General features: G+C 67.0%; 24 protein-coding genes. 16 read left to right on the top strand and 8 right to left on the bottom strand.

All coding sequences use genetic code 11. The annotated features are described in order from the left end of the window. The first annotated feature begins 5 nt into the window (after window positions 1–5). On the top strand, window positions 6–449 hold the full coding sequence (gene aroQ / locus AAFL97_RS14545) for a type II 3-dehydroquinate dehydratase (protein WP_341645527.1): 444 nt from the start codon (window positions 6–8) through the stop codon (window positions 447–449). A 73-nt stretch (window positions 450–522) separates the two neighbouring features. Here aroQ and AAFL97_RS14540 read toward each other — a convergent pair whose 3' ends face one another. Then, window positions 523–1,413 carry a LysR family transcriptional regulator gene (locus AAFL97_RS14540; RefSeq protein ID WP_341645526.1) on the bottom strand — a complete coding sequence of 297 codons (891 nt, stop codon included), beginning with the start codon at window positions 1,411–1,413 and terminating at the stop codon, window positions 523–525. A gap of 86 nt (window positions 1,414–1,499) precedes the next feature. Between AAFL97_RS14540 and AAFL97_RS14535 the strand changes: the two genes are divergently transcribed. The 13 genes from AAFL97_RS14535 (at window position 1,500) to AAFL97_RS14475 (ending at window position 14,776) form a co-directional block, all read left to right on the top strand. Continuing rightward, the gene (locus AAFL97_RS14535; protein WP_341645525.1) at window positions 1,500–1,859 is read left to right on the top strand and encodes a protocatechuate 4,5-dioxygenase subunit alpha; all 360 of its coding nucleotides are present in this window, start codon (window positions 1,500–1,502) and stop codon (window positions 1,857–1,859) included. Between the two features lie 16 nt (window positions 1,860–1,875). Beyond that, complete coding sequence (locus AAFL97_RS14530; protein WP_341645524.1) at window positions 1,876–2,718, top strand: class III extradiol dioxygenase family protein; 843 nt, start codon at window positions 1,876–1,878, stop codon at window positions 2,716–2,718. A gap of 271 nt (window positions 2,719–2,989) precedes the next feature. After that, window positions 2,990–4,018, top strand: coding sequence for a TRAP transporter substrate-binding protein (locus AAFL97_RS14525; protein WP_341645523.1), 1,029 nt, complete (start codon window positions 2,990–2,992; stop codon window positions 4,016–4,018). 89 nt (window positions 4,019–4,107) lie between these two features. Then, entirely contained in the window at window positions 4,108–4,632 is a 525-nt protein-coding gene (locus AAFL97_RS14520) for a TRAP transporter small permease (RefSeq protein WP_341645522.1), read from the top strand. Further along, entirely contained in the window at window positions 4,629–5,954 is a 1,326-nt protein-coding gene (locus AAFL97_RS14515) for a TRAP transporter large permease (RefSeq protein ID WP_341645521.1), read from the top strand. Before AAFL97_RS14520 ends, AAFL97_RS14515 begins: the two co-directional genes overlap by 4 nt. 137 nt (window positions 5,955–6,091) lie before the next feature. After that, the gene (locus AAFL97_RS14510) at window positions 6,092–7,102 is read left to right on the top strand and encodes a VOC family protein (protein ID WP_341645520.1); all 1,011 of its coding nucleotides are present in this window, start codon (window positions 6,092–6,094) and stop codon (window positions 7,100–7,102) included. Beyond that, entirely contained in the window at window positions 7,018–7,833 is an 816-nt protein-coding gene (locus tag AAFL97_RS14505; RefSeq protein WP_341647175.1) for a sugar phosphate isomerase/epimerase family protein, read from the top strand. Before AAFL97_RS14510 ends, AAFL97_RS14505 begins: the two co-directional genes overlap by 85 nt. Window positions 7,834–8,000: 167 nt before the next feature. Continuing rightward, window positions 8,001–8,582 carry a sigma-70 family RNA polymerase sigma factor gene (locus AAFL97_RS14500; protein WP_341645519.1) on the top strand — a complete coding sequence of 194 codons (582 nt, stop codon included), beginning with the start codon at window positions 8,001–8,003 and terminating at the stop codon, window positions 8,580–8,582. Further along, window positions 8,579–9,598 (top strand): FecR family protein, encoded by a 1,020-nt coding sequence (locus AAFL97_RS14495; RefSeq protein ID WP_341645518.1) that lies wholly within the window; start codon window positions 8,579–8,581, stop codon window positions 9,596–9,598. The genes AAFL97_RS14500 and AAFL97_RS14495 overlap by 4 nt, the downstream gene beginning before the upstream one ends. A gap of 293 nt (window positions 9,599–9,891) precedes the next feature. Then, complete coding sequence (locus tag AAFL97_RS14490) at window positions 9,892–12,258, top strand: TonB-dependent receptor domain-containing protein (protein WP_341645517.1); 2,367 nt, start codon at window positions 9,892–9,894, stop codon at window positions 12,256–12,258. 10 nt (window positions 12,259–12,268) lie between these two features. Next, window positions 12,269–12,604, top strand: coding sequence for a hypothetical protein (locus AAFL97_RS14485; RefSeq protein ID WP_341645516.1), 336 nt, complete (start codon window positions 12,269–12,271; stop codon window positions 12,602–12,604). Beyond that, window positions 12,601–14,451, top strand: a complete 1,851-nt coding sequence (locus AAFL97_RS14480; RefSeq protein ID WP_341645515.1) for a PepSY-associated TM helix domain-containing protein — start codon at window positions 12,601–12,603, stop codon at window positions 14,449–14,451. The genes AAFL97_RS14485 and AAFL97_RS14480 overlap by 4 nt, the downstream gene beginning before the upstream one ends. Next, on the top strand, window positions 14,444–14,776 hold the full coding sequence (locus AAFL97_RS14475; protein WP_341645514.1) for a DUF3325 domain-containing protein: 333 nt from the start codon (window positions 14,444–14,446) through the stop codon (window positions 14,774–14,776). The genes AAFL97_RS14480 and AAFL97_RS14475 overlap by 8 nt, the downstream gene beginning before the upstream one ends. A gap of 61 nt (window positions 14,777–14,837) precedes the next feature. On the opposite strand, the gene AAFL97_RS14470 is transcribed toward AAFL97_RS14475, so the two are convergent. From AAFL97_RS14470 to AAFL97_RS14450, 5 genes are read right to left on the bottom strand one after another with little or no spacing between them, the layout of a single operon-like run. Next, a complete protein-coding gene (locus AAFL97_RS14470) occupies window positions 14,838–16,751 on the bottom strand; it encodes a bifunctional sugar phosphate isomerase/epimerase/4-hydroxyphenylpyruvate dioxygenase family protein (RefSeq protein WP_341645513.1) in 1,914 nt (637 codons plus the stop codon). A gap of 11 nt (window positions 16,752–16,762) precedes the next feature. Next, complete coding sequence (locus AAFL97_RS14465; protein ID WP_341645512.1) at window positions 16,763–17,185, bottom strand: universal stress protein; 423 nt, start codon at window positions 17,183–17,185, stop codon at window positions 16,763–16,765. A gap of 36 nt (window positions 17,186–17,221) precedes the next feature. Continuing rightward, the gene (locus AAFL97_RS14460) at window positions 17,222–18,088 is read right to left on the bottom strand and encodes a shikimate dehydrogenase (protein ID WP_341645511.1); all 867 of its coding nucleotides are present in this window, start codon (window positions 18,086–18,088) and stop codon (window positions 17,222–17,224) included. A 50-nt stretch (window positions 18,089–18,138) separates the two neighbouring features. Next, window positions 18,139–19,419: a TRAP transporter large permease subunit gene (locus AAFL97_RS14455; RefSeq protein ID WP_341645510.1), complete on the bottom strand. Its 1,281-nt coding sequence runs from the start codon at window positions 19,417–19,419 to the stop codon at window positions 18,139–18,141. A 32-nt stretch (window positions 19,420–19,451) separates the two neighbouring features. Beyond that, window positions 19,452–19,997 carry a TRAP transporter small permease gene (locus AAFL97_RS14450; RefSeq protein ID WP_341645509.1) on the bottom strand — a complete coding sequence of 182 codons (546 nt, stop codon included), beginning with the start codon at window positions 19,995–19,997 and terminating at the stop codon, window positions 19,452–19,454. Between the two features lie 132 nt (window positions 19,998–20,129). Here AAFL97_RS14450 and AAFL97_RS14445 point away from each other — a divergent pair, with 132 nt between their 5' ends. Together AAFL97_RS14445 and AAFL97_RS14440 are read left to right on the top strand one after the other, a co-directional pair. Further along, complete coding sequence (locus tag AAFL97_RS14445; protein WP_341645508.1) at window positions 20,130–20,525, top strand: helix-turn-helix domain-containing protein; 396 nt, start codon at window positions 20,130–20,132, stop codon at window positions 20,523–20,525. A 26-nt stretch (window positions 20,526–20,551) separates the two neighbouring features. Further along, on the top strand, window positions 20,552–20,992 hold the full coding sequence (locus AAFL97_RS14440) for an IclR family transcriptional regulator domain-containing protein (RefSeq protein WP_341645507.1): 441 nt from the start codon (window positions 20,552–20,554) through the stop codon (window positions 20,990–20,992). A 63-nt stretch (window positions 20,993–21,055) separates the two neighbouring features. Here AAFL97_RS14440 and AAFL97_RS14435 read toward each other — a convergent pair whose 3' ends face one another. Then, window positions 21,056–22,570, bottom strand: coding sequence for a tripartite tricarboxylate transporter permease (locus AAFL97_RS14435; RefSeq protein ID WP_341645506.1), 1,515 nt, complete (start codon window positions 22,568–22,570; stop codon window positions 21,056–21,058). Continuing rightward, window positions 22,570–23,067 (bottom strand): tripartite tricarboxylate transporter TctB family protein, encoded by a 498-nt coding sequence (locus tag AAFL97_RS14430; RefSeq protein WP_341645505.1) that lies wholly within the window; start codon window positions 23,065–23,067, stop codon window positions 22,570–22,572. The genes AAFL97_RS14435 and AAFL97_RS14430 overlap by 1 nt, the downstream gene beginning before the upstream one ends. Window positions 23,068–23,088: the final 21 nt, after the last annotated feature.

Below are 23,088 nucleotides of genomic sequence, written 5' to 3'. Positions count from 1 at the left end.
ACACCATGAAAGTCCTCATGCTTCACGGCATCAACCACAACATGTTCGGCAAGCGCGATCCGGTGCAGTACGGCACCATCACGCTGGCCGAGATCGACGCCAGCCTGCAGGCGCTGGGCAAGGAGCTCGGCGTGGAGGTCGAAAGCTTCCAGACCAATGCCGAAGGCGAGATGTGCGAGCGCATCCACCAGGCCTTCCTCGACGGCGTGGATGCGGTGCTGATCAATGCCGGCGCCTGGACGCACTACAGCTACGGCATCCGCGACGCGTTGGCGATCCTGACCTGCCCGATCGTCGAGCTGCACATGTCGAACATCCACGCGCGCGAGCCCTTCCGCCACCTGTCGGTGTTCGCCGAGATCGTCAAGGGCCAGATCTGCGGTTTCGGCGTCGACAGCTATCTGCTGGCACTGCGCGCCGCGGTGTCGGCGGTCCAGGCGGCGAAGTAAGCCAGAAGCCGAACGGGCGAATCGGCGAACGGGCCGTGTTCCGGTGGTGCCGGATGCGGCCCGTTCGCCTTCTTCAGGGCAGCAGGGCTTCGAGTTCGGCACGCAGCCAGCCATGTACCGGGTCGTGGCGGTGGCGCAGATGCCAGATCATGTACATCGGCATGGGTCTGCTGTCGAAGGGCGGTGCGCAATGCGCCAGCCCGCGCATGGCGCCGGATGCCATCGAGCCCGGCAGGGTGGCGAGCCGCCGGCTGCCGTGGATGAAAGCGGGAATGCCGCCGAAGCCCGGCACCATCGCGGCGAAGCGGCGCGCGATGCCGCGCCGGGCGAGTTCGTCGTCGAGATCCAGCGTGCGCTGCGGTGCGTAGAGCACCGTGACGTGATCGGCGGCGAGATATTCCAGCAGGTTCAGCGGGGCGGTGCGCTGCTCATCGTCGTAGAACACGCGGTAGCCGTCGTCGAACAGGCGCTTGTGCAGGATGTCGCTGGCGTCGGGCGGGCGCGGCGAAATCACCAGGTGGCAGCGCTCCTCGCGCAGCATGTCGGCATCCGGAATGTCCGAGGGAATCACGCGCAGCGACACCTCCGGCGCGCGGCCGCGCAGCCGGTCCAGCAGCCTGGGCAGCAGCAGGTCGCGCTGGAAGTCGTTGGCGGCGACGATGAAGGTGGTGTGCAGGCTGGCGGGATCGAAATCGTCGGCGGTGGTGAAGTGGCGCATGTCTTCCAGCAGGATCCGCGCTTCGCGGGCGAGCGATTCGGCCCGGGTGGTGGTGACGATGCCGCGGCCGGACTTGACCACCAGCGGATCGCCGACGATGGTGCGCAGCTTGCCCAGCAGGTGGGAGACCGCCGACTGGGTGACGCCGAGCCGCTCGGCCGCGCGGGTGATCGAGCCTTCTTCCACCACCGTGATCAGCAGTTGCAGCAGTCGGCCGTCGAGGTGCGAATAATCGATTTTGCTCATGGATTTGATGAGTATTAATGTATTTATTGTTGCATTCGCATTCGTGATACTGCCACTTCCTTCACAAGAACGGAGAGGAGATTCGAATGAGTGGTACTGCAAGCAAGCTCGAGGTCCCGGGCACCCGGGTGTTCGACGGCGTGCTGGCCAGCAAGGGCTATGCACTGAACAAGATGTGCTTTTCCTTCAACGATGCCGGCAACCGCGAGGCCTTCCGCAAGGACGAGGAGGGCTACTGTCGGAAGTACGGCCTCAACGCCGAACAGTACGAGGCCATCCGCAGCCGCGACGTGCTCGGCCTGCTGGCGGCGGGCGGCAATGTCTATTACCTGGCGAAGTTCGCCGGCATCCTGGGGCTGGACGTGCAGGACCTGGGGGCGGCGCAGACCGGGATGAGCAAGGACGAATTCAAGGCCATGCTGGTGGCCGCGGGCAAGGGCATCTGAGGAAGGAAGACGAAACATGGCAAAAATCGTAGGCGGCATCACCACTTCGCACGTTCCGGCCATCGGCCGCGCCATCGCGGGCAAGCTGCAGGACGATCCGTACTGGAAGCCCTTCTTCGACGGCTTTCCGCCGGTCCACGCCTGGCTCGAGAAGGTGAAACCCGATGTCGCGGTGGTCATCTACAACGACCACGGCCTCAACTTCTTCCTCGACAAGATGCCGACCTTCGCCATCGGCGCGGCGCCCGAATACCACAACGCCGACGAAGGCTGGGGCATCCCGACCCTGCCGTCCTTCACCGGCCTGCCCGAACTGTCCTGGCACGTCATCAACGAGATGGTGGAAAAGGAGTTCGACCTGACGACCTGCCAGGAAATGCTCGTCGATCACGCCTTCTCGCTGCCGCTGAAACTGCTGTGGCCGAACGAGGAGAAGTGCCCGCTGCCGACACTGCCGGTGTGCATCAACACCGTGCAGTATCCGCTGCCGAGCGCGAAGCGCTGCTTCAAGATGGGCAAGGCGCTGGGCGAGGCGATCGCGTCGTGGGACAAGGATCTGCGCGTGGTGATCATCGGCACCGGCGGCCTGTCGCACCAGCTCGACGGCGAGCGCGCCGGCTTCGTCAATCCGGCTTTCGACAAGGCCTTCATGGACAGCCTGATCGACGATCCGGAATGGGTGACGCAGTTCAGCAACGAGAAGATCGTCGCCGAAACCGGTACGCAGGGGATCGAGCTGCTGATGTGGGTTGCCACGCGCGCGGCGCTGCCGGGCGCGGTGAAACGGGTTCATTCGAACTACCACATCCCCATTTCCAACACGGCCGCCGGGCTGATGGTGATGGAAGCGGAAGCCTGAGTCGTCTCGTTCGATCCAGGCGGGCAAGGCGCCCACGGCCAATGGCCGTGGGCGCCTTGCCTTTTGCGGCCCCTCGATGGAGCAGGAGCAGAGATATGCAATAGTGGATCAGCAGATATTCCAGAATTTGATAACTGATAGTGCTTATACGCACTTTTATTTGTTTGATCGACCGGTCAGACTCGTTGCCACTTTGGTGGGGGCAAGCGCGATGTAGGGCGGCTTGCGCCACGATGCTCACTTTCAAAATGAATGTCATAAGGAGACAACGATGAAGATTCGCCGTCTGGCGCTGAGCCTTGCCGCCACTGCCCTGGTCCCGGCTGCGGCCCATGCGCAGGAAGTCGTCCTGAAGGTCGCCCACTTCCTGCCGCCGGTCTCTCCCGCCCACACCAAGTTCATCACGCCGTGGTGCGACAAGATCGCCGCCGAATCGCAGGGCAGGCTCAAGTGCCAGATCTACCCGGCGATGCAGTTGGGCGGCACGCCGCCGCAACTGCTCAACCAGGTGCGCGACGGCGTCGCCGACATCGTGTGGACGCTGCCGGGCTACACCCCGGGCCGCTTCGCCACCTCCGAAGTGTTCGAGCTGCCCTTCATCACCACCCGGCACCAGCCGTCCTCGCGCGCGATGTGGGATTTCGTGCAGAAGCATTCGATGAAGGAATTCGCCGGCCTGAAGCCGATCGCCACCTGGGTCAACGGCCCCAACGTGCTGCATTTCCGCGACAAGAACGTGCAGGCCCTGGCCGACATGAAGGGCGTCAAGGTGCGTGCGCCGTCGCGTCTCGGCACCAAGGTGCTGACCGCGCTGGGCGCCACGCCGGTCGGCATGCCGGTGCCGCAGATGTCCGAGAGCCTGGCCAAGGGCGTCATCGACGGCGCCCTGATTCCCTGGGAGGTCGTGCCGGCGACCAAGGCCCACGAACTGACCAAGTACCACCTCGAAGCCGACGGCGAGCACACCCTGACCACGGCGACGATGATCTTCGTCATGAACAAGAAGAAGTACGACAGCCTGTCGCCCGAATTGAAGAAGGTCATCGACGACAACAGCGGCCGCGAGACTTCGGCCTGGGCCTCCGCCCAGTTCGAAGCGGCCGATGCCGGCGGCCGCGAGATCGCCGTGGCCGCCGGCAACACGGTTTCCAAGCTGCCGGCGGAAGAGACCGCCAAGTGGGAAGCTGCGACCAGGCCGGTGGTCGACGAGTGGATCAAGGAAATCTCGGCCAAGGGCGTGGATGGCAAGCAGCTGCATGAGGATGCCGTCTCGCTGGTGAACCAGTACTCCAAGCAATAAAAACGCAGCGACCAGACTGAGCGCCGTTTGCCCGGCCCGTGCCATGCGTGCGCGCCGGGCAAACCTTGTCCGACAGGGAGAAAACGATCATGGCAGAAGCTGTGGATACAGCCTATGTGCCCCCGCGCGGGCCCATAGGCAGGGCGGTGGAGAAGGCCTGCGCCGCGCTGGCGATACTGGCAGGCCTCGCTTTCGGGGTGGAGGCCTTGATGTCGGTCGTCAGCGTCATCGGGCGGACGACGATCGGTACGCCGGTGCCGGGCGACTATGAACTGGTGCAGATGCTGTCGGCGGCGGGCATCGCGATGTGCCTGCCGTACTGCCAACTGCGCAAGGGGCACGTGTTCGTCGATTTCTTCACGCTGTGGGCGCCGGCCGGACTGAAGCGCATCCTCGATGCGATCGCCGCGCTGCTGCTGTCGGCCTGCTCTTTCCTGCTGGCCTGGCGGATCTGGGAAGGGATGCTGGAAATGCGCGAATACGGTGAAACCTCGATGGTGATCTCGCTGCCGGTCTGGTGGGGCTACGTACCGGTGGCGCCGTCCTTCGTGTTGCTGGGTATCGCCGCGCTTTACACCTTTACCCAGGAAGTGCGTGGAGGGGCGGCACGATGAGCGGGACGACGATCGGGCTGACGATGGGCGTGGTGATGATGGTGATGCTGGTGCTGCGGGTGCAGATCGGCATCACGATGTTCCTCACCGGTGCCATCGGCTACATCTGGGTGTCGGGCTGGGATCCGCTGATGGCCTACCTGAAGAACGCGCCCTATGGCCGCTTTTCGCTTTACGACCTGTCGGTGGTGCCGCTGTTCCTGCTGATGGGCCAGTTCGCCACGCATGGCGGTCTGTCGCGCGCGCTGTTCAAGGCCGGCAATGCCTTCATCGGCCACTGGCGCGGCGGCATGGCGATGGCCGGGGTGGCCTCGTGCGCCGGCTTCGGCGCGATCTGCGGCTCCTCGCTGGCAACCGCCGCCACCATGGCCCACGTGGTGCTGCCCGAACTCAAGCGCCACCAGTACAAGCCCAGCCTGGCGAGCGGCTCGCTGGCGGCGGGCGGAACCCTGGGCGTGCTGATCCCGCCGTCGGTGCCGCTGGTGATCTACGCCATCCTGGCCGAACAGAACATCGCCAAGCTGTTCCTGGCGGCCTTTCTGCCGGGCATCATCGCAGCGCTGGGCTACATCGCCGTGATCGCCATCGTCACCCGGCTCGATCCGGCCGCGGGCGGACCGGGCACGCCCAGGCACAGCTGGGCCGAGCGCCTGAGCACGCTGATCGAGACCTGGCCGGTGATGCTGATCTTCGTCGTCGTCATCGGCGGCATCTACGGCGGCGTGTTCACTCCGACCGAGGCCGCGGCCGTGGGGGCGCTGGCAACCGGCATCGCCGCCTGGCGTTCGGGCGGGCTGCGCGGCAAGGGCCTGCTCGAATGCCTGTACGGCACGGCGGCGGGCACCGGCATGATGTTCCTGATCCTGCTCGGCGCCGACACGCTCAACTCCTTCATGGCGCTGTCGCAACTGCCCGCGGAGGCGGCGGCCTGGGTGCAGGCGAGCGGCTTCGGGCCCTTCACCGTGCTGTTCGCGATCATCCTGATCTACGTCCTGCTCGGCTGCGTGATGGACAGCCTGTCGATGATCCTGCTGACCGTGCCGATCTTCCTGCCGATCATCCTGGGGATGGATTTCTACGGCCTGGGCGTGGAAGAAAAGGCGATCTGGTTCGGCATGCTCGCGCTGGTGGTGATGGAGATCGGCCTGATCACGCCGCCGGTGGGGATGAACGTCTACATCATCTCGGGCGTGGCCAAGGACATTCCGCTGGCGACGATCTTCCGTGGCGTGATGCCCTTCCTGACCTGGGACATCCTGCGCATCTTCCTGCTGGTGGCCTTCCCCAGCATCTCGCTGGTGGCGCTGCGAATTTTCAGCTGAGGCGGATGACGGCCGGCAGGGGGCGACCCCGGCCGGCCGGATTCGTGCCGGCTTGGCCCGGCGGTACGAATCGAGTAGATTTGAATCCCTGCCCAGCGCCTTCGAACCGAAGCCTGGCTTCATTTTCAAGGTAACCCATGACTGCGCGCGATCTGCTTCCCGAACCGCTCAATCCTCTCGGTATCGACGGGGTGGAGTTCATCGAATTCGTCACCGGCAAGCCGCAGGTGCTGGGGGGCGTGCTGCAGCGGCTCGGGTTCGCACTGGTGGCGCGCCACCGCTCGCGCGAGGTCGTGCTGTACCGGCAGGGCACGATGAACCTCATCGTCAATGCCGAGCCCGGTGGCGCCGACCCCGGCGCCACTTTCATCTCCGCGGTGGCTTTCCGCGTGCGCGACGCCGCCGAGGCCATGCGCCATTCGCTCGATGCCGGCGCCTGGGAGGTGCCGCGCCGCGCCGCGGCGATGGAATTGAACATTCCCGGCATTCTCGGCAGCGGCGAGAGTGCCATCTATTTCGTCGACCGCTACACCGATTTCTCGATCTACGACGTCGATTTCGTGCCTTTCCCCGGTACCGACCAGCATCCGCCCGCGCTGGCCGGCATGCACTATTTCGGCCTGGTGCAGGCCGTCGGCGCCTTCCGCAGTGTCGAGTGGATCGATTTCTACAGCCAGTTGCTGGGCTTCAGGCAACTGAGCGATGCCGATTTCGTCGGCATCCTGCCCAAGGGCACGCTGCTGCGCAGCCCCTGCGGCCAGTTCTACCTGCAACTGGTCGAGCCGCCCGAAGGCGCCGAGGACATCCAGTGGGACGACGGCCTGGTGCGGATCGGCTTCGGCACGCCCGAGGTGCTGGAGGCCACCCGCCTGCTGCAGGAGCGCGGCGTGGTGTTCATCGACCAGGGGGCGCTGCATCCCGGCGAAAAGGGCGCGCTGACCCAGGTCCTACCTGGGCAGCGTCACCTTCGAACTCGTCGCCAGCCAGCGGGCTCCGGCCTGAACCGGCCATCCTCCGGGAGAAAGTCTTGGATTTCGATTCTGTCGCGCTCGATACCCGCGCCATGGCCGGCCCGCTCGAAGTGCGCCTGCAGGCCGCGATCGACAACGGTTTCCGGCAACTGGTGTTTTCCGCCGCTGACCTGGTGAACCATCCGCGCGGTGTCGACGAGGCCGTCGCGCTGGTGCGGAACAGCGGCGTCAAGGTGCTGGCCTTGCGCCAGTTGCAGGATTTCGAGGGTCTGTCGGGCGCGCTGCACCAATACAAGGTGAATATCGCCAAGGGCCTGCTCGATCTGTGTCGCGCCATCGGCGCGCCGATGCTGCTGGTCACCGCCAGCACGGTGGCCGGCGAAGGGGAGGAGGACGAGGCCGACGAGCGCGTCGCGCGTGATCTGGCCAAGCTCGCCACGCTGGCGGTGCCGAAAGGCATCGACATCGCCTACCAGGCCCAGGCCGGCTCGCGGATCGCGGCCGACGTGGTGAGCGCCGAAGCCCGCGTCGATGCGGCCGACCGGGCCAACCTCGGCCTCGCCATCGACACCGGCCATCTGTTCACCGGCGACGGCGGCATCGAGGCCTTCGAACGCTGTTATGCCGACCGCCTGTTCATGGTCGGTCTCAGCGACACCATGGCTCTGGCGGATGGTTATGTGCGGGTTTTCCCCGGCCAGGGCACCAACGCCGAAAACCTGCTCGATCTCATCCGGCGCCTGCGCTCGATCGGCTTCCACGGCGGCTTCTGCCTCGACGCGGTCAATGCCGACCATGCGCAACTGCCTGCCCGGCTGGTCGCCGAACAGGCGCGCGATTCGCTGCACTGGCTGCTGCAGCGCCTGCGCCACGTCGACCTGCCGCGGCGTCGCGTCGTCGGTCGCTGAGGGCTCGGCGCCGGTGTCGGTGCCGGCCCTGGATCATCATGCGTTTCGCCGGCTTTGCTTCGGTGGATGGATTGATGGATAATCAAGAATGATTCCCATTAATCTTTCGCTGCATGCGCCAGCACTCGCCGGGTGGCCCGGGCTGGCATGCAGTTTCAAGGCTGGCCATGAACGTTCCGGATCCCGCGTCCCCTCCAGGCATCGCAACGCTCTATACCGACCATCATTGCTGGCTGCAGGGCTGGCTCGGCCGGCGTCTGGGCAATGCCGCCGATGCAGCGGACCTCGCGCATGACGCTTTCCTCCGTTTGATCGCCAGGCCGCGCCGCTTCGACAGCGCGCCGGAGGCCCGCAGCTATCTGCGCGCCATGGCCAAGGGACTGTGCATCGATCTCTGGCGCCGCCGCAGCATCGAGCAGGCCTGGCTCGACACCCTGGCGGCCCAGCCTGAAGCCGTACTGCCCTCGGCCGAGCACCAGGCCATCGTGCTCGAAACCCTTTACGAGATCGATGCGCTGCTGTCCAGCCTGCCGCCCAAGGCTGCCCAGGCTTTCGTGATGGCCGCCGCCTGCGACATGAGCTACAGGGAAGTCGCCGCCGAACTGGGCGTTTCGGTGCGGATGGTGGCCAAGTACGTCGCCCGGGCCACGCTGCACTGCCTGCAGCTCGAAGTGCGGCAGGCAGTGGAGGAATTGCCCTGCGGCGGGCTCGCGCCCTGCACCGGCAGCGTGTTTCCGGCCGCATCGTGAGCGCCGCATCTTCGGGCCCGCTGCCGCCCGGGCCTTCGCACCGGGTGCTGGAGCAGGCCGCCGAGTGGTTCGCCCTGCTGCTGTCGGGCGAGGCCACTGCCGCCGACCGCCGCCGCTGGGAAGCCTGGCTGTCGGCCTCGGACGAGCATCGGCAGGCCTGGGCATACGTCGAGAAGCTCAGCCAGCGGCTCGATCCGATCAAGGCGAGTGCCCAGCCGTGGCTGGCTGCATCCGCCTACCGGCAGGCCGGCACGAATCGCGGGCGCCGGCGGCAGGTGCTGCTCGGCCTCGCAGCCTTCGCCGGCACCGGCATGCTCGCCTGGGCCGGCTGGCGCCATACGCCGCTGGCCGAGGTCGCCGCGGCATGGGCGGCCGACTACCGCAGCGGTACCGGCGAGATACGCGAAATCGCCCTGGCCGACGGTACCCGCGTCTGGCTCAACGCAGCCAGTGCCTTCGACCAGGACTATCAGCCGGGCCATCGCCTGCTGCGCCTGCTGCGGGGCGAAATGCTCGTCGATACCGCCAGCGACCCCTTGCAGCGTCCGTTCCATGTCGATACCGGGCAGGGCAGGCTGCGTGCGCTGGGCACGCGTTTCAACGTGCGCCTGGACGAGGGGGCGCAAACCAGCCTCGCCGTGTATGAAGGCGCGGTCGAGGTGCAGCCGCTTGCCGGGCCGCCGAGCATCGTCCGGGCAGGGCAGCAATTGCGCTTCACCGCCGCCGGCGCGTCCGGCAGCGGACCGGCCGATCCTGCGCGCGAAGCCTGGACGCGCGGCGTGCTGATCGCCCGCGACATTCCGCTGGCCGAGTTCGTCGCCGAACTTCGCCGGCACCATCATGGCCATCTGGGGCTGGCGCCCGAGCTTGCCGGCCTGCGCGTCTTCGGCAGCTACCCGGCCGACGACCCGCCGGAGGCGCTGGCGATGCTCGAAGCCGTGATGCCGATCGAGGTTCGCCGTCCGCTGCCATGGTGGATCAGCATCGAGCCCAGGAGGCCGGCCGCCGGCCGCTGATCCCGGCCGCCACGCGCTGCCCGCTTTCCTCGCCGGGGAAGAAATTCGAGTTTTTTTCGCAAAACGGTTCATCGTTTTTGCCGCTCGTTCGATCAAGGAGGTGAGAGCCGGACGATTCGTCCACGGCCATCTGCTGCCTGCGCCCGAATGGCGGCATGCAATGGACGAAATGCCGCGGCTCCGTTCCTCAACCCCCTTGCCGATGAAAGGCGTCCGCCATGTCCCATTGCCCGTCCCGTGCCGTTTACGCGGCAGTTGCCGAAGTACCCAGATCCTCCGTCCGTGTGCGCCGCATGCGGATCGCCGCAGCCGTTCGATTCGCCGTGCTCGGCGGCCTGCTCGCCGCCGGGCAGCAGGCCGTTCTGGCGCAGAACGCCGAAGCCGCGCCGGCCCCGGCCCGGCAGGCGCCGGCGGTTCGCGCCTACGACATCCCCGGCGGGCCGCTGGACGGGGCGCTGGCACGCTTTGCCGGAGAGTCGGGGGTCCTGCTCGTCGCTGCGCCCGAGCAGGTGCGCGGCAAGACCAGCCCCGGCCTGCGCGGCAGCGTCGGCCCGCAGGCGGCGCTGGATGCGCTGCTGGCAGGCACCGGGCTGGAAGCGATACCCAGGGCGGCGGGCCAGTTCGTGCTGCAGCAGGCGGTCGCCGCCACCGCGCTGCAGGTGGTCACGGTGGTCAGCGCCGCCGGCTACGAGCAGGACATCAGGAACGCGCCCGCGAGCATCAGCGTCATCACCGGCGAGGAGCTCGAAAAGCGCCAGTTCGCCTCGCTGCAGGACATCGTGCGCGAAGTGCCGGGCGTCGCGGTGATCGGTTCCGGCCAGCAGAGCGGCATTTCGATCCGCGGCATGGAAAAGGGCTACACGCTGATCCTGGTCGATGGCAAGCGCGTGCGCTCGGAAACGAGCAATCCCCGGGAGCTGAACAACGAGGATCTGGATAGCAACTTCATCCCGCCGCTGTCGTCGATCGAGCGCATCGAAGTCGTGCGCGGGCCGATGAGCTCGCTGTACGGCAGCGATGCGATGGGCGGCGTCATCAACATCGTCACCAAGAAGACGCCCGATGCCTGGGGCGGCAGCGTCGACTTCGGCTTCCGTGCGCCGGACAGCGGTTCGATGGGAAATCAGCGGCAACGCAATTTCCATCTTGCCGGCCCGGTGGCCAGGGACCTGATCGGCTTGTCGCTGTGGGGAAACGAGACGGATCAGGACGAGGATCGTTACCTCGGCGGCTACCAGGAGTCGGAAAAGCGTACCGTCGGCGGCAGGCTGCGCATCACGCCGAGCCGCAACCATGACCTGAGCCTGGACTATTCGGAGTCCAGCCAGCGCTACATCGGCAATCCGGGCGGCGTGCTGGCCGGCACCGCGCGGAGCAATTCGGACCGGGAATGGACGCGCGACGCCTGGGGCGTGGCCTACAACGGCAGCTTCGACATCGGCCAGCTGGAACTGAAGTACTACCAGGAAGAATACGAACGGCTCACCTATCCGTCCGCCGCTTCGTATACGACAGGCTCGACGAACAAGGTGGGCGATGCGCGCTTCGTGACCGGTATCGGCGACAGCCATGTGCTGACCATCGGTGCCCAATGGACGAAGGACCGGCTGACGAACAACGAACTGGGCGGAGGGCGCAGCGGCGACTACGGCACCCGCGACGCCACCGAGACGGCCTGGTATGCCGAGGACGAATGGGCGCTGATCGACGACACGCTGTTCCTGACCGTCGGCGCGCGGCTGACGGACAACGAGTTCTTCGGCCAGCACGTGACGCCCCGGGCCTACCTCGTGTTCAATCACGACAGCGGCTGGACTTTCAAGGGCGGCGTCGCCACCGGCTACAAGAGCCCGAAGATTTCGCAGATCGACGACAGCACCGGTTCGCAGCGCGGTGGCGGTGCCACCCAGTTCCTGCTGGTCGGCAATCCCGATCTCGAGCCGGAGAAGAGCACCAGCTACGAGATCGGCGCGCTGTACGCCGAGGCGGGGCCGCTGAGCGGCGGCGTGACGCTGTTCTACAACGACTTCAGCAACAAGATCCTCAGCACCGCGCCGCATTTCTTCGACGACGGCAGCGGCCGATCGATCGCGGCGTATTGCGATTCGGGCGTGGTCGGCAGCCGGAACTGCCCGGCCTGGGGCACCTGGCTGAATGCCAAGGGAGCGAAGATCCGCGGCGTCGAGCTGGACGGAAAGTGGGCGATCAGCCCCAGCCTGAGCCTGAAGGGCAACTACACCTACACCCATTCGCGCATCGACGCCGGCAACGTGACGATCGACACGCCGGCCGGCCCGCGTTCCTTCGGCGACACGCTGGCGCAGCTCGACGGCAATTCGCTGGTCGGCATTCCGAAGCACAACGGCTCGGTGACGCTGGACTACCGCCCGGCCGATGCCTTCTCCAGCTTCCTGACGCTCAATTACGAAGGCCACATCACCCGCGTCAGCTTCGAGAACAACACCGTCGACAAGAGCGACAAGGATCTGATCACCCTGGATGCCGGCATGAGCTATGCCCTGAACCGCTTCCTCAGTTTCAGGTTCGTCGTGGACAACCTGACCGATGCGAAGCGCTTCAAGGTGAATAACGACACCGGCGTCTACCGCTACTCGGAACGCGGCCGCAGTTACTACGCCAGCATCAACGCGCGATTCTGAGGGGGCTGAGATGACGAACGCGAACCGGGCCGTGCGCCCGAATGGCGAGTCCCGCCCGGGCGGGGCGCTGAGGGCGGCCGGCATGACGGTGCATGCAGTGGCGATCTGCCTGCTGGCCTACGTCGCCAGCGCCCGCCTGACGGATGCGACCGGCGTGCTGCTACATCGCGCCGGCATGGCGTGGACGGATGCCGTGCTGAGCGCGAGCATGGCCGGCTTCCTGTACCTGCTGATCGTCCTGCTGTGGGCATTTTCGCGCCGGGGCGTGCTGCGCACCTGGGTGAGCGTCGGCGGCCTGAGCGCGGCCGCCGTGCTCGTGATGTGGATGCTGGAGGGCAAGGCATGAAAGAGGGATTCCGCGCCCGCATGGGCGATGTCCACACCTGGGCGGGACTGGTGCTGAGCGCCTTGCTGTTCGCGATCTTCTGGACGGGCACGCTGTCGGTGTTCGACAAGGAGATCGACCGCTGGATGATGCCGGAGACGCGCATCGCGATCGATGTACCTGTGTCCGGGCTGTCGGTGGACAAGGACGTGCTGCCCCTGCTGCTCGAGCGTGCGCCGGCATCCGAAGCCTGGAGCATCGTGCTGCCCGGCGAGCGGGCGCCTTTCCTGTCGCTGGCCTACGAGACCGAAGGATCGCCGATTCCCCGGCGCGTGCGTTTCCACCCGCTCACGCTGGAACCCTTGCCGGCGTCGCATACGCGCGGCGCCAGCCAGTTCATCTACCCCTTCCACCACAACCTGACGCTGCGCAAGGACAACATCGGCGCGTGGCTGGTCGGCATCGCCAGCATCGGCATGCTGTGCCTGCTGGTCTCCGGCGTGGTGATCCACCGCAAGCTGTTCGCCGATTTCTTCACCCTCAGGCTGTTCCGCCGCTTCGGCCGCGCGAACCTGGACGTGCATAACCTGAGCGGCGTCATGCTGCTGCCGTTCGCCATCGTCATCACGCTGTCGGGGCTGGTCATCGCCCACCTGATCTATTTCCCGCAAGTGCCGGATGCGGTCTTTGCGCAGGTGCCGGCGCAGGCCGCGGCCGAAGCGCGGCCCCGCCCGGCGGCCGGCGAGGCTGCGCGGGCCCGCGAGGCGCGCGGAACGCGGCAAGGCGAGGGCCGGGCCGCCCGTCAGGGCGAGGCACGGGGCAGCCGGCATGGCGAGGCGGCAGCGGTTCGCTCCGGCGAGGAGCAGGAGGAGCAGCAAGGCGGCGAAGCGCAGGCCGAGAGCCGTGGCGAGGGCGCCCGCAACAGCCCGGCGCGGCGCCAGTTCCTGGGCCAGGCGCTCGGCCGGGTCAAGGTGCCGCTGCTCGGCCAGCCGGCAGGCGGCATCGCCTCGATCGACGCGATGATCGCCGCCACCGAACGCGAATGGGGGCCGGGCACGATCTCGATGGTGCGGATCAGCAATCCGGGCGATGCCGGCGGCGTTGCCGCGGTGCGGCCGAACAACATCCACAACGTCACCCAGCGGCTCGACAACAAGCGCTTCTCGCTGGCGACCGGGGAGCCGATCAAGTCCTTCGAGGCGACGCCGACGGTCAACGTGTGGAGCTTCATCGCCGGCATGCACTACCTCCAGTTCAGCCATTGGTCGCTGCGCTGGCTGTATTTTCTCGGCGGCCTGGGCGGCTGCGTGATGATCGCCACCGGGCTGCTGCACTGGACGCAGGCGCGCAACAAGGGCAAGCGCGGCGCGGGCCTGAACGTGGCGCTGATGAACGTGCTGAACATCGGCACCGTCACCGGCATCATTGCCGCCACCGGCGCCTTCCTGCTCGCCAATCGCGCGCTGGACGGCCGCGAGCAGTTCGCCGGCATCGCCAGCCGCGACCTCGAGGTGGACGTGTTCTTCCATGTCTGGCTGCTGTGCGCGCTGCATGCGCTGGCCAGGGTGCTGTGGCAGAGACGGCATGGCCATCTGCGCGCCTGGGCGGAGCAGTGCCGGGCGATCGCCGCGATCGCGGCGGCGGCGGTGGGGCTGAACTGGCTCACCACCGGCGACCATCTGCTGCGCACGGTGTTCACCGGGATCTACTGGCCGGTGGCGGCGACGGATCTGGGCCTGCTGTCGGTTGCCGCGATCGCGCTGTGGGCTGCGCGCAAGCTGAAGACCGCATACGGAACGGCGATCAGCGAAGCGAACGGAACGCCGGGCAAGGCCGTGGCGGCGGCGGTGGAGGTGGCCCATGTCTGAGGCACTGTGGCTGATGCTGGCGGCGGCGCTGAGCTTCGCCGGCATGGCCTGGCTCGCGCTGGCGATGGACGTGCATTGGGCGCAGGCGATGCCGCCGCCGGCCGGGAAGGTCCGCCGGGCGTGCCTGCGCTGGCTGGGCACGGCGGCACTGGGATCGTCGCTGCTGGCCTGCCTGGCGGCCGACCAGCCGTCGATGGCGGTGCTGACCTGGGTGATGCTGCTGGCCGTCGGCTCGACCGGCGTGGCGCTCGCGCTGGCCCGCCGGCCCCGCCTGCTGGCCGTGTTCTGGCCCTCCGGCGCGGCGGGCCGGGCGCGCAAGCACTAGGGGCGGGCCGGCTGGATTTCCCGCCGGCAGGCTCGTCCAGCAGCGCTGCCGGCGGTTTGCCTCAGTTGCGCGCGCGCATGTGGGCGACCATGCGTGCCGGTGCGTTGGCTGCGCCGTAGCCGTCGTAGCTGCCGTTGCGCTGCACGATCTCGAAGAAGAAGCGGTCGGCGAACAACTGGGTGTAGACGTGGAAGTATTCGCCGTCCGCGCTGGCGTCGTAGAGGATGCCCAATGCCGCCATGCGCTCGACGAGGGCGTCGTCCAGCACGAAACGGGTCGGCAGGTCGTCGTAGTAGTTCGGCGAGACCGGGATGAGGCCGACGCCGCTGTCGCGCAGTTTCTGCACCGTGGCGAAGATGTCGGCGCAGCTGAAGGACACGTGGTGCACGCTGGCGCCGGCCAGTTGCGACATGGTGCGTGCGGTGTGGGTGGTGTCGCTTTCGGACACGTTCAGCACGAAACGCAGCTTGCGGTCGGCGGTGGCGACGCCGCGGGTGCTGATGAGCCCGTAAGGGTCGATCAGGTCCATGCTCTCGCCCGGTTCGCCGCCGAGGATGGCGCGGTAGAACAGCGTCCAGGCGTCCTGGCGCAGCTGCGGCAGGCCCTGGGCGATGTGATCCACCGAGCGCAGGTCGGTCGGCGACACCAAGTCCGCCGATTCGTCTTCGAGCAGGAAGTCGATCTCGAACAGCCGCTTCGAGCCGTGGCTGGCGGGCACGAAGTAGATCAGGCTGTCGTCCGGTGCGCGGATCGCCGGGATCTTCAGCTCGTTCGGGCCGATGCGGCCTTCGAAGCGCGGGCAGCCGTAGGCGGTGGCGCGGTTCAGTGCGCGCTGCGGATCCTCGGTGGCGATGCCCAGGGCGCAGATGGACGGGCCGTGCTGCATGAAATGGTTGCGCGCGAAGCCCGACTCCGCATTCAGGATGATGTCGATGTCGCCCTGGCGGTAGAGCGTGACCGCCTTGGAACGGTGCTTGCCCGCACGGCGGAAGCCCAGCGTCCTCAGCACCTGGGCCAGCGCCCGCTCGGCATCGGCGTCGACGGCGAACTCGATGAAAGCCAGTCCGTCCAGCGCCGGAATCTGCGGCGGGCCGAACAGTTCGATGCGTTCGGCTGCGGTGCGCGCACGCTCGGCGGTCGCGGCCTCGCTCGGCGCCGCCAGCCGGCGTCCGGCCGCCTCTTCCAGGTACAGCAGGGAGCGGTGGGCGTCGACCGCGGTGGGCCGGTTCGGCGCGGCGCGGAAATGGTCGTTGAAGACCTCCAGCGACAGCGGGCCGGTGTAGCCGGCGATCAGGATCTTTTCGAGGAAGGTCGTCAGGTCGAAGTTGCCCTGGCCGGGGAAGCAGCGGAAGTGCCGGCTCCATTGCAGCACGTCCATGACCTTGTAGGGCGCATCGGCCAGTTGCACGAAGCTGATCTTGTCGCCGGGAATGTCGGCGATCGCGGCCGGGTTGTCGCCCAGCGACAGGATGTGGAAACTGTCGAGCAGGATGCCCAGGTGCGGATGGTCGGCTTCCTTGACGACTTTCCAGGCATGTTCGTAGTGCTTGATCTGGCGTGCCCAGGCCAGCGCCTCGAAGCCGATGACGATGTTGCGGCGCGCGGCGCGCTCGGCCAGCTCGTGGAGCTGGGCGGCCGAGCGGGCGTCGTCGGCGATGGCGTCGGCGGTGCAGTTGGAGCACACCAGCAACTGCGGCGCCCCCATCTCTTCCATGATGTCGAACTTGCGCTCGACGCGGTCGAGGCTGCGCTTGAACTGTGCGTCGCTGACGCCTTCGAAGTCGCGGAAGGGCTGGTAGAGGTCGATGCCCAGGCCGAGGTCGTCGCACATGCGGCGCACGTCGCGGGCGGTGCCGTGATAGTTGATGAAGTCGGCCTCGAAGATCTCGACGCCGTCGAAGCGGGCGGCGGCGATGGCTTCGAGCTTTTCTTCGAGGGTGCCGCTGAGGCAGACGGTGGCAATGGAACGGCGCATCCTGTTCTCCTTCAGCGGATCACGAGAACAGGCACGTCGGAGCGCTTGAGCACGTTGGAAGTGACGCTGCCCAGCAGCAGCTCCACCATGCCGCGGTGGCCGTGCGAGGCCATGTGGATGAGATCGCAGCCGCGCTTGCGGGCGGTTTCGACGATTTCGTCGGCGGGCGAATCGCTTTCGACGTAGAAGCATTCGGCGGCGACACCCGCTTCGCGCGCCATGGCGTCGATCGGGCGCAGGAAACCTTGTGCCATCTCGATGCGTGCGCCTTCGTCGCGCATCACCTTGCCGAGTCCGGCGGCGACGTTGCCGTCGGTCAGCACGTACAGCACGGTGACGCGGGCCTGATGGATCGCGGCGAGCTGCAGCGCCCGCTCGGCGGCCTGGGTCGACAGCTCGGAGCCGTCGATGGGAACGAGGATATGTTTGTACATGGTGTGCTCCACAGTGTCGGGCGGAGGAATCGTCTGTCAGCGCTTGCTGCCGACCATGGAAAGGAAGTGCGCACGCATGCGCTCGGCGTCCGGCTCCAGCCCGGTGAAGTGGCGGAAGGCGCCGACGGCCTGGAACACCGCCATGCCGCCGCCGTCGAGCGTGCGGCAGCCCTTGGCCCGGGCCACGCGCAGCAGCTCGGTCTCGAGCGGGAAATAGACGATCTCCGCGACCCAGATGCGGCCGTCGATCAGTTCTTCCGGCAGCGGCAGACCGGGCAGCTTGGCCATGCCGGTCGGCGTGCAATGGACCAGGCCGTCGGTTTCGGCCATCGCCGCGGCGAGGTCGGTGCCGGCGATGCAGCGGCCGGCGCCGAAGCGCTCGCACAGGCTGGCGGCGAGCTCGGCGGCGCGGCTCGGATCGATGTCGAAGACCGTGAGCTGCTTCGCGCCCAGGCTCAGCACCGCATGGGCCACCGCGGCGCCGGCGCCGCCGGAGCCGAGCTGCACCACCTTGTCCATCTTGACGTCGGGCAGGCCGCGGCGGAAGCCTTCGGCGAAGCCCGAGCAGTCGGTGTTGTGGCCGATCGTGCGGCCGTCGCGGATCACCACGGTATTGACCGCGTTCAGCGCGCGCGCCTCGTCCGACAGTTCGTCGAGCAGCGGCACGATGGCCTGCTTGCACGGGAAGGTGATGTTCAGGCCGGAATAGCCCATGCGCTTGGCCGCGGTGAGCAGCTCGGGCAGGTCGCCGGCGCCCAGGCCCAGCGGGTCGAGGTCGATCTTCTTGTAGACATAGCGGAAGCCCTGGGCCTGGCCTTCCTGTTCGTGCATCGACGGGGTCAGCGAGGCCTGGATGCCGGAGCCGATCAGGCCGCAGACGATGGATTCGTGCTTCGTGCTCATGGTGCGTTTCCTTGGGATGTCGGGTCGAATGCGTTGTCGGGAAGCCTGGCTCAGCTCAGCCAGCGCAGCGGAGTCAGTACCAGTTCGGGGAAGGCCACCAGCAGGAAGAGCACCATGAACTGCGCCAGCACGAAGGGCCAGACTCCGCGCACGATGTCGCCCAGGTTCATCTTGCTGGTGCCGGCGACGACGTTCAGCACCGTGCCCACCGGCGGGGTGATCAGGCTGATCGAGGTGTTGATGATGAACAGCACGCCGAAATAGACCGGGTCGATGCCCGCCGCCTCGACCACCGGCATCAGCACCGGGGCGAGGATCAGGATCACCGGCGTCATGTCCATGCTGGTGCCGACGATGATGATCACGACCATGATCGCCACCAGCAGCAGGGTGGGGCTGTCGAGCAGCGGTTCCAGCAGCTCGACCAGCATCATCGGCAGCTCGGCCACGGTCACCATCCACGACGACACCATCGCCGCGGCCACCAGCAGCATCACCACCGAGGTGGTCTTGGCCGCCGACACGACGACATCGTAGAGCTGCGACAGCTTCAGTTCGCGGTAGATGACGGTGGCGACGAACAGCGCATACACGGCGGCGGCCACCGCAGCTTCGGTCGGCGTGAAGATGCCGAACTTCAGGCCGAGGATGATGATCAGCGGCAGGCCCAGCGCCCAGCTGCCTTCGAACACCGCGCGGCGGATCTCGGCGGTGGACTTCTTCGCCTGCGGCTGGACGTCCTCGCTGCGGGTGTGGATCCACCACACACCGGCGAGCGCCAGCCCCATCATCAGGCCGGGGAAGATGCCGGCGAGGAAGAGCTTGGAGATCGACACCCCGGTGGCGACGCCGAAGACGATGAAGCCGATCGACGGCGGCAGCACCGGCGCGATGATGCCGCCGGCGGCGATCAGGCCGGCCGAGCGCCGCTTGTCGTGGCCGGCGGCGACCATCATCGGCACCAGCAGCGCCGACAGCGCGGCGGCGTCGGCCACGGCGGAGCCGGACAGCGAAGCCAGGATGCACGAGGCGAGGATGGCGACGTAGCCCAGGCCGCCGCGGACATGGCCGACGGTGGCCAGGGCGATATTGACGATGCGCTTGGACAGGCCGCCGGCATTCATGATCTCGCCGGCCAGCATGAAGAAGGGCACGGCCAGCAGCGGGAAACTGTTGGCGCCGTTGATGAGGTTCTGCGCGACGATCTGGGCGTCGAACATGTCGAGGTGCAGCATCAGCGCGATACCGACCAGCAGCAGCGCGAAGGCGATGGGAATGCCGAGCGCGATGGTGCCGATCAGCGAACCGATGAAAATGGTGACGGCCATCATGGTGGGGGTCTCCTCTGGCAGGGGCCGATGTCTTAGTGTTCTTGTTTGCGCTGCAGGTGTTCGATTTCTTCGGCCGCGTCGTTGCTGGCGACCATCACCAGTTCGTGGTCGCCGGTACGGCCGAAGGCGACGCAGAAGGCCTCGTAGAGCAGGATCGCGGCGGCGGACACGCCGAACAGCACGCCGATGCCGTACAGGCTGCCCATCGACAGGTTGCTGGCCGGCGCCGGAACCGACAGATTGATCTGCGTCTGCTCCCAGCTGCCGACGGTGATCAGCCAGCAGGTGTAGAGCATCAGGCCGTGGCCGAGCAGGATCATGGCGCGGCGGCCGAGCGGCGGCAGGCGGCGGAGCAGGGTGTCGACGCCGAGGTGGGCGTGCTCGCGCAGGGCGACGGTGGCGCCGATGAAGGTCATCCACACGAACAGGAAACGCGCCACCTCCTCGGCCACCGCAAGGCCCGAATTGAATGCGTAGCGCATGACGACGTTGCTGAAGACCAGGCAGACCATGCCGATCATGCAGACGAACATCAGGAACTTGAGCAGCTTGAAGTAGCCGTCGACGATCGATTTCATTGTGTGTCTCCTCCACTGCGTGGTGTGTCCGGTGACTGTAGTGTCCCGCCCGCTTGCACAGAAGGGCCGTCACGCCCTATTGTGCGCAGAGCGCACAAATACGTGATGATGCCAACAGGAGCATTTATCGACATGAGCAAGGAACGACCGCAAGCCGCGTCGGCCGGACGCCGCAGAAGCCCGCTCGAAGCCGACGGCCTCGAGGCCGCGATGGCGGGTGACGCCGGCGGCGATCTCGCCGCCTTCGCCGCCGACCGCAACTTCGTCACCGCGCTGGCGCGCGGGCTGGCGGTGATCCAGGCCTTCACCAACCAGGGGCGGCAGATGTCGATCTCGCAGATCAGCTACCGCACCGGCATCACGCGCGCGGCGGTGCGCCGCTACCTGCACACGCTGGTGGCGATGGGCTATGCCCGCTGCCATGACGGCACCCGCTTTTCGCTGACGCCGAAGACGGTGTCGCTGGGCAATGCCTACCTGTCCGGCACGCCGCTGGCGGGGAAGGGCAGCCTGCGCTGGACAGGCTGAGCGAAACGGTCGGCGAGGCCTGCTCGATGGCGGTGCTCGACGGCGGCGACATCGTCTACATCGCCCGCGCGGCGGCCTCGCGCATCATGTCGCCGTCGCTCAACGTCGGCAACCGCCTGCCGGCCTACGCGACCTCGATCGGCGTGGTGCTGCTCGCCCACCTGCCCGAGGCCGAGCTGGAAGCCTATCTGGCGCGAACCAGCTTCCTGCCTTTCACCAGGAACACCATCGTCTCGCCCGCCAGGCTGCGCGAAGTGCTGGCGCAGGTGCGCGAGCAGGGCCATGCCATCGCCGACCAGCAGATGGAAGCCGGCCTGCGCACGATCGCCGTGCCGGTGTACGACAAGGCGGGTGCGGTGGTGAGCGGGATCAACATCATCGGGCCGACGGCACGGATGCAACCCGAGTTGATGCGCACCCGTTTCCTGCCCCTGCTGCTGGAGACGGCGGAGAGCCTGCGCCTGTGAACGAAAGAACGGCCGGCGGAATGCATCCGCCGGCCGCTCGGTCCTGCCCGTACGGCGTGGCCGTCAGGCGCTTGCGCCGGGCTCGGCCTTGTTCTTGCCCTTGCCGGGCCACAGCGGGGTCTGGCTCAGCACCGACAGTGCGATGGCGATCACCAGCATCAGCGACAGCGGCTCGGTGAAGAAGCCGGTGAAGTAGTTCACCAGGTCGTTTTCGGCGGCGATCATCGCCTGGCGGTAGCTGCGGTCCATGATCGGGCCGAGCACCATGCCGAGGATGACCGGTGCGACCTGGAAGCCGTACATCTTCATGAAGTAGCCGAGGATGCCGAAGCCCATCATCCAGTACACGTCGGTGACGTTGTTGTTGATGGCGTAGGCGCCCACTGCCGACAGCACCACGATCAGCGGCATCAGGATCGGCTTGGGGATCTCCATGATCTTGCAGAACACCTTGATGCCGGTGAGGCCGAAGATCAGCAGGAAGATGTTGGCCAGGCACAGTGCGCCGACCAGGAACCAGAACAGGTGCGGCGTCTCGATCATCAGCATCGGCCCGGGGTTCAGGCCGTGGATGTAGAGCGCGCCGATGATCACCGCGGTCACCGCGTCGCCCGGGATGCCCAGCGTCAGCATCGGGATGTGGGCGCCGCCCACCGCCGCGTTGTTGGCCGCTTCCGGTGCGATCAGGCCCTCGTAGGCGCCCGTGCCGAAAGGCCGCGACGGGTTCTTGACCGTGCGCTTGGCGTGGTCGTAGGCCATCAGGGCGGCGATGTCGCCGCCGGCGCCCGGCAGCAGGCCGACGCCGACGCCGATGCCCGAGGTGCGCAGCGTCAGGCCCATGTTCTTCTTGACCGTGGCCCACGACGGCACGATCTTCGACACGTTCTGGCGGATCGCCTTCAGGTGGATGTCATGGACCTGGGAGATGACTTCGGCGATGCCGAACAGGCCGATCATGGCGGCGATGTAGGAGATGCCCGAGCTCAGCTCCATGGTGCCGAAGGTGAAGCGGGGCTCGGCGGTCAGCGGGTCGAGGCCGACGGTGCCGATGGTGACGCCCAGTGCGCCGGCGAACACGCCCTTGGCGAGCGATTCGCCCGACAGGCTGCCCACCAGCAGGATGCCCCAGATGGCGATCATCAGGTAGTCGCGCGGCGAGAACTTCAGCGCCAGTTCGGACAGTGCCGGCGAGGCGACCGCCATTGCGGCGATGCCGACGAAACCGGCGATGAACGAAGCCACCGTGCTCAGGCCGATGGCCTGGCCGGCTTCGCCGCGCTTGGCCAGCGGATAGCCGTCGGCCGCGGTGGCGATCGAGGCCGGGCCGCCCGGGATGTTGAGCAGGATCGCAGTGCGTCCGCCGCCATACACGCCGCCGAGGTAGATGCCGCAGGTCAGCGCCAGCGCTTCGTTGACGTGCCACTTGAAAGTGAAGGAGACCAGGATCGACACCGCCATCGTCACCGACAGGCCGGGTACGGCGCCGATGTAGATGCCGGCCAGGGTGCCGAGCGCGGTCAGCGCCAGCAGGCCCGGGTCGGTCCAGGTCATCAGGAAATAGCCGAGTGCTTCGGGCATCACAGGACTCCTTGCAGCCAGGTGCCGGTGGGCAGCGTGACCGAGAAGATGGTCTGGAACACGAGGTAGATGAAGGCCAGCGAAGCCGCGCCCACCGCCAGGTTCAGCAGGATCTTGCGGCTACCGAGAATCCACATCGTGACGTTCAGGAACAGGTAGGAGGTGACGATGAAGCCGAGTTTCTCGAGCAGCAGCATGTAGGCGACGCAGACCACGCTGAAGACCAGAATGAGGGCGGGCGTGACCACGCGGCGAAACTGCTGGCCGAGGCTTTCGCCGCTCTCGCCGGGCTCGCGCGGCGTCTTCAGGCTCTGGAACAGCGCCACCAGGCCGCTGGCGATCATCACGCCGGTGGTGACCATCGGATAGGCGCCAGCCGAGGTGTAGGACTCGAAGCCGGAGATCTGCCAGGCGTGGTAGAGCAGGAAGATGCTGAAGGCGAGCAGCAGCAGGATGAAGATGATTTCGCCGGGTTGCCGGCGGCGTTCGATGTGCATGCTTGGGTTCCTCCGAGAGGG

Source organism: Thauera sp. SDU_THAU2 (assembly GCF_038260575.1).
Lineage (GTDB): Bacteria > Pseudomonadota > Gammaproteobacteria > Burkholderiales > Rhodocyclaceae > Thauera.
The sequence above is the reverse complement of the archived record's forward strand: the minus strand, read 5'-3'. Positions and strand labels throughout refer to the sequence as shown.

Excerpts from the sequence above, each read along its gene's own strand:
- aroQ (WP_341645527.1), top strand. The coding sequence starts at position 6 with ATGAAAGTCCTCATGCTTCACGGCATCAACCACAACATGTTCGGCAAG.
- AAFL97_RS14540 (WP_341645526.1), bottom strand. The coding sequence starts at position 1,413 with ATGAGCAAAATCGATTATTCGCACCTCGACGGCCGACTGCTGCAACTG.
- AAFL97_RS14535 (WP_341645525.1), top strand. The coding sequence starts at position 1,500 with ATGAGTGGTACTGCAAGCAAGCTCGAGGTCCCGGGCACCCGGGTGTTC.
- AAFL97_RS14530 (WP_341645524.1), top strand. The coding sequence starts at position 1,876 with ATGGCAAAAATCGTAGGCGGCATCACCACTTCGCACGTTCCGGCCATC.
- AAFL97_RS14525 (WP_341645523.1), top strand. The coding sequence starts at position 2,990 with ATGAAGATTCGCCGTCTGGCGCTGAGCCTTGCCGCCACTGCCCTGGTC.
- AAFL97_RS14520 (WP_341645522.1), top strand. The coding sequence starts at position 4,108 with ATGGCAGAAGCTGTGGATACAGCCTATGTGCCCCCGCGCGGGCCCATA.
- AAFL97_RS14515 (WP_341645521.1), top strand. The coding sequence starts at position 4,629 with ATGAGCGGGACGACGATCGGGCTGACGATGGGCGTGGTGATGATGGTG.
- AAFL97_RS14510 (WP_341645520.1), top strand. The coding sequence starts at position 6,092 with ATGACTGCGCGCGATCTGCTTCCCGAACCGCTCAATCCTCTCGGTATC.
- AAFL97_RS14505 (WP_341647175.1), top strand. The coding sequence starts at position 7,018 with ATGGCCGGCCCGCTCGAAGTGCGCCTGCAGGCCGCGATCGACAACGGT.
- AAFL97_RS14500 (WP_341645519.1), top strand. The coding sequence starts at position 8,001 with ATGAACGTTCCGGATCCCGCGTCCCCTCCAGGCATCGCAACGCTCTAT.
- AAFL97_RS14490 (WP_341645517.1), top strand. The coding sequence starts at position 9,892 with ATGCGGATCGCCGCAGCCGTTCGATTCGCCGTGCTCGGCGGCCTGCTC.
- AAFL97_RS14485 (WP_341645516.1), top strand. The coding sequence starts at position 12,269 with ATGACGAACGCGAACCGGGCCGTGCGCCCGAATGGCGAGTCCCGCCCG.
- AAFL97_RS14480 (WP_341645515.1), top strand. The coding sequence starts at position 12,601 with ATGAAAGAGGGATTCCGCGCCCGCATGGGCGATGTCCACACCTGGGCG.
- AAFL97_RS14475 (WP_341645514.1), top strand. The coding sequence starts at position 14,444 with ATGTCTGAGGCACTGTGGCTGATGCTGGCGGCGGCGCTGAGCTTCGCC.
- AAFL97_RS14470 (WP_341645513.1), bottom strand. The coding sequence starts at position 16,751 with ATGCGCCGTTCCATTGCCACCGTCTGCCTCAGCGGCACCCTCGAAGAA.
- AAFL97_RS14465 (WP_341645512.1), bottom strand. The coding sequence starts at position 17,185 with ATGTACAAACATATCCTCGTTCCCATCGACGGCTCCGAGCTGTCGACC.
- AAFL97_RS14460 (WP_341645511.1), bottom strand. The coding sequence starts at position 18,088 with ATGAGCACGAAGCACGAATCCATCGTCTGCGGCCTGATCGGCTCCGGC.
- AAFL97_RS14455 (WP_341645510.1), bottom strand. The coding sequence starts at position 19,419 with ATGATGGCCGTCACCATTTTCATCGGTTCGCTGATCGGCACCATCGCG.
- AAFL97_RS14450 (WP_341645509.1), bottom strand. The coding sequence starts at position 19,997 with ATGAAATCGATCGTCGACGGCTACTTCAAGCTGCTCAAGTTCCTGATG.
- AAFL97_RS14445 (WP_341645508.1), top strand. The coding sequence starts at position 20,130 with ATGAGCAAGGAACGACCGCAAGCCGCGTCGGCCGGACGCCGCAGAAGC.
- AAFL97_RS14440 (WP_341645507.1), top strand. The coding sequence starts at position 20,552 with ATGGCGGTGCTCGACGGCGGCGACATCGTCTACATCGCCCGCGCGGCG.
- AAFL97_RS14435 (WP_341645506.1), bottom strand. The coding sequence starts at position 22,570 with ATGCCCGAAGCACTCGGCTATTTCCTGATGACCTGGACCGACCCGGGC.
- AAFL97_RS14430 (WP_341645505.1), bottom strand. The coding sequence starts at position 23,067 with ATGCACATCGAACGCCGCCGGCAACCCGGCGAAATCATCTTCATCCTG.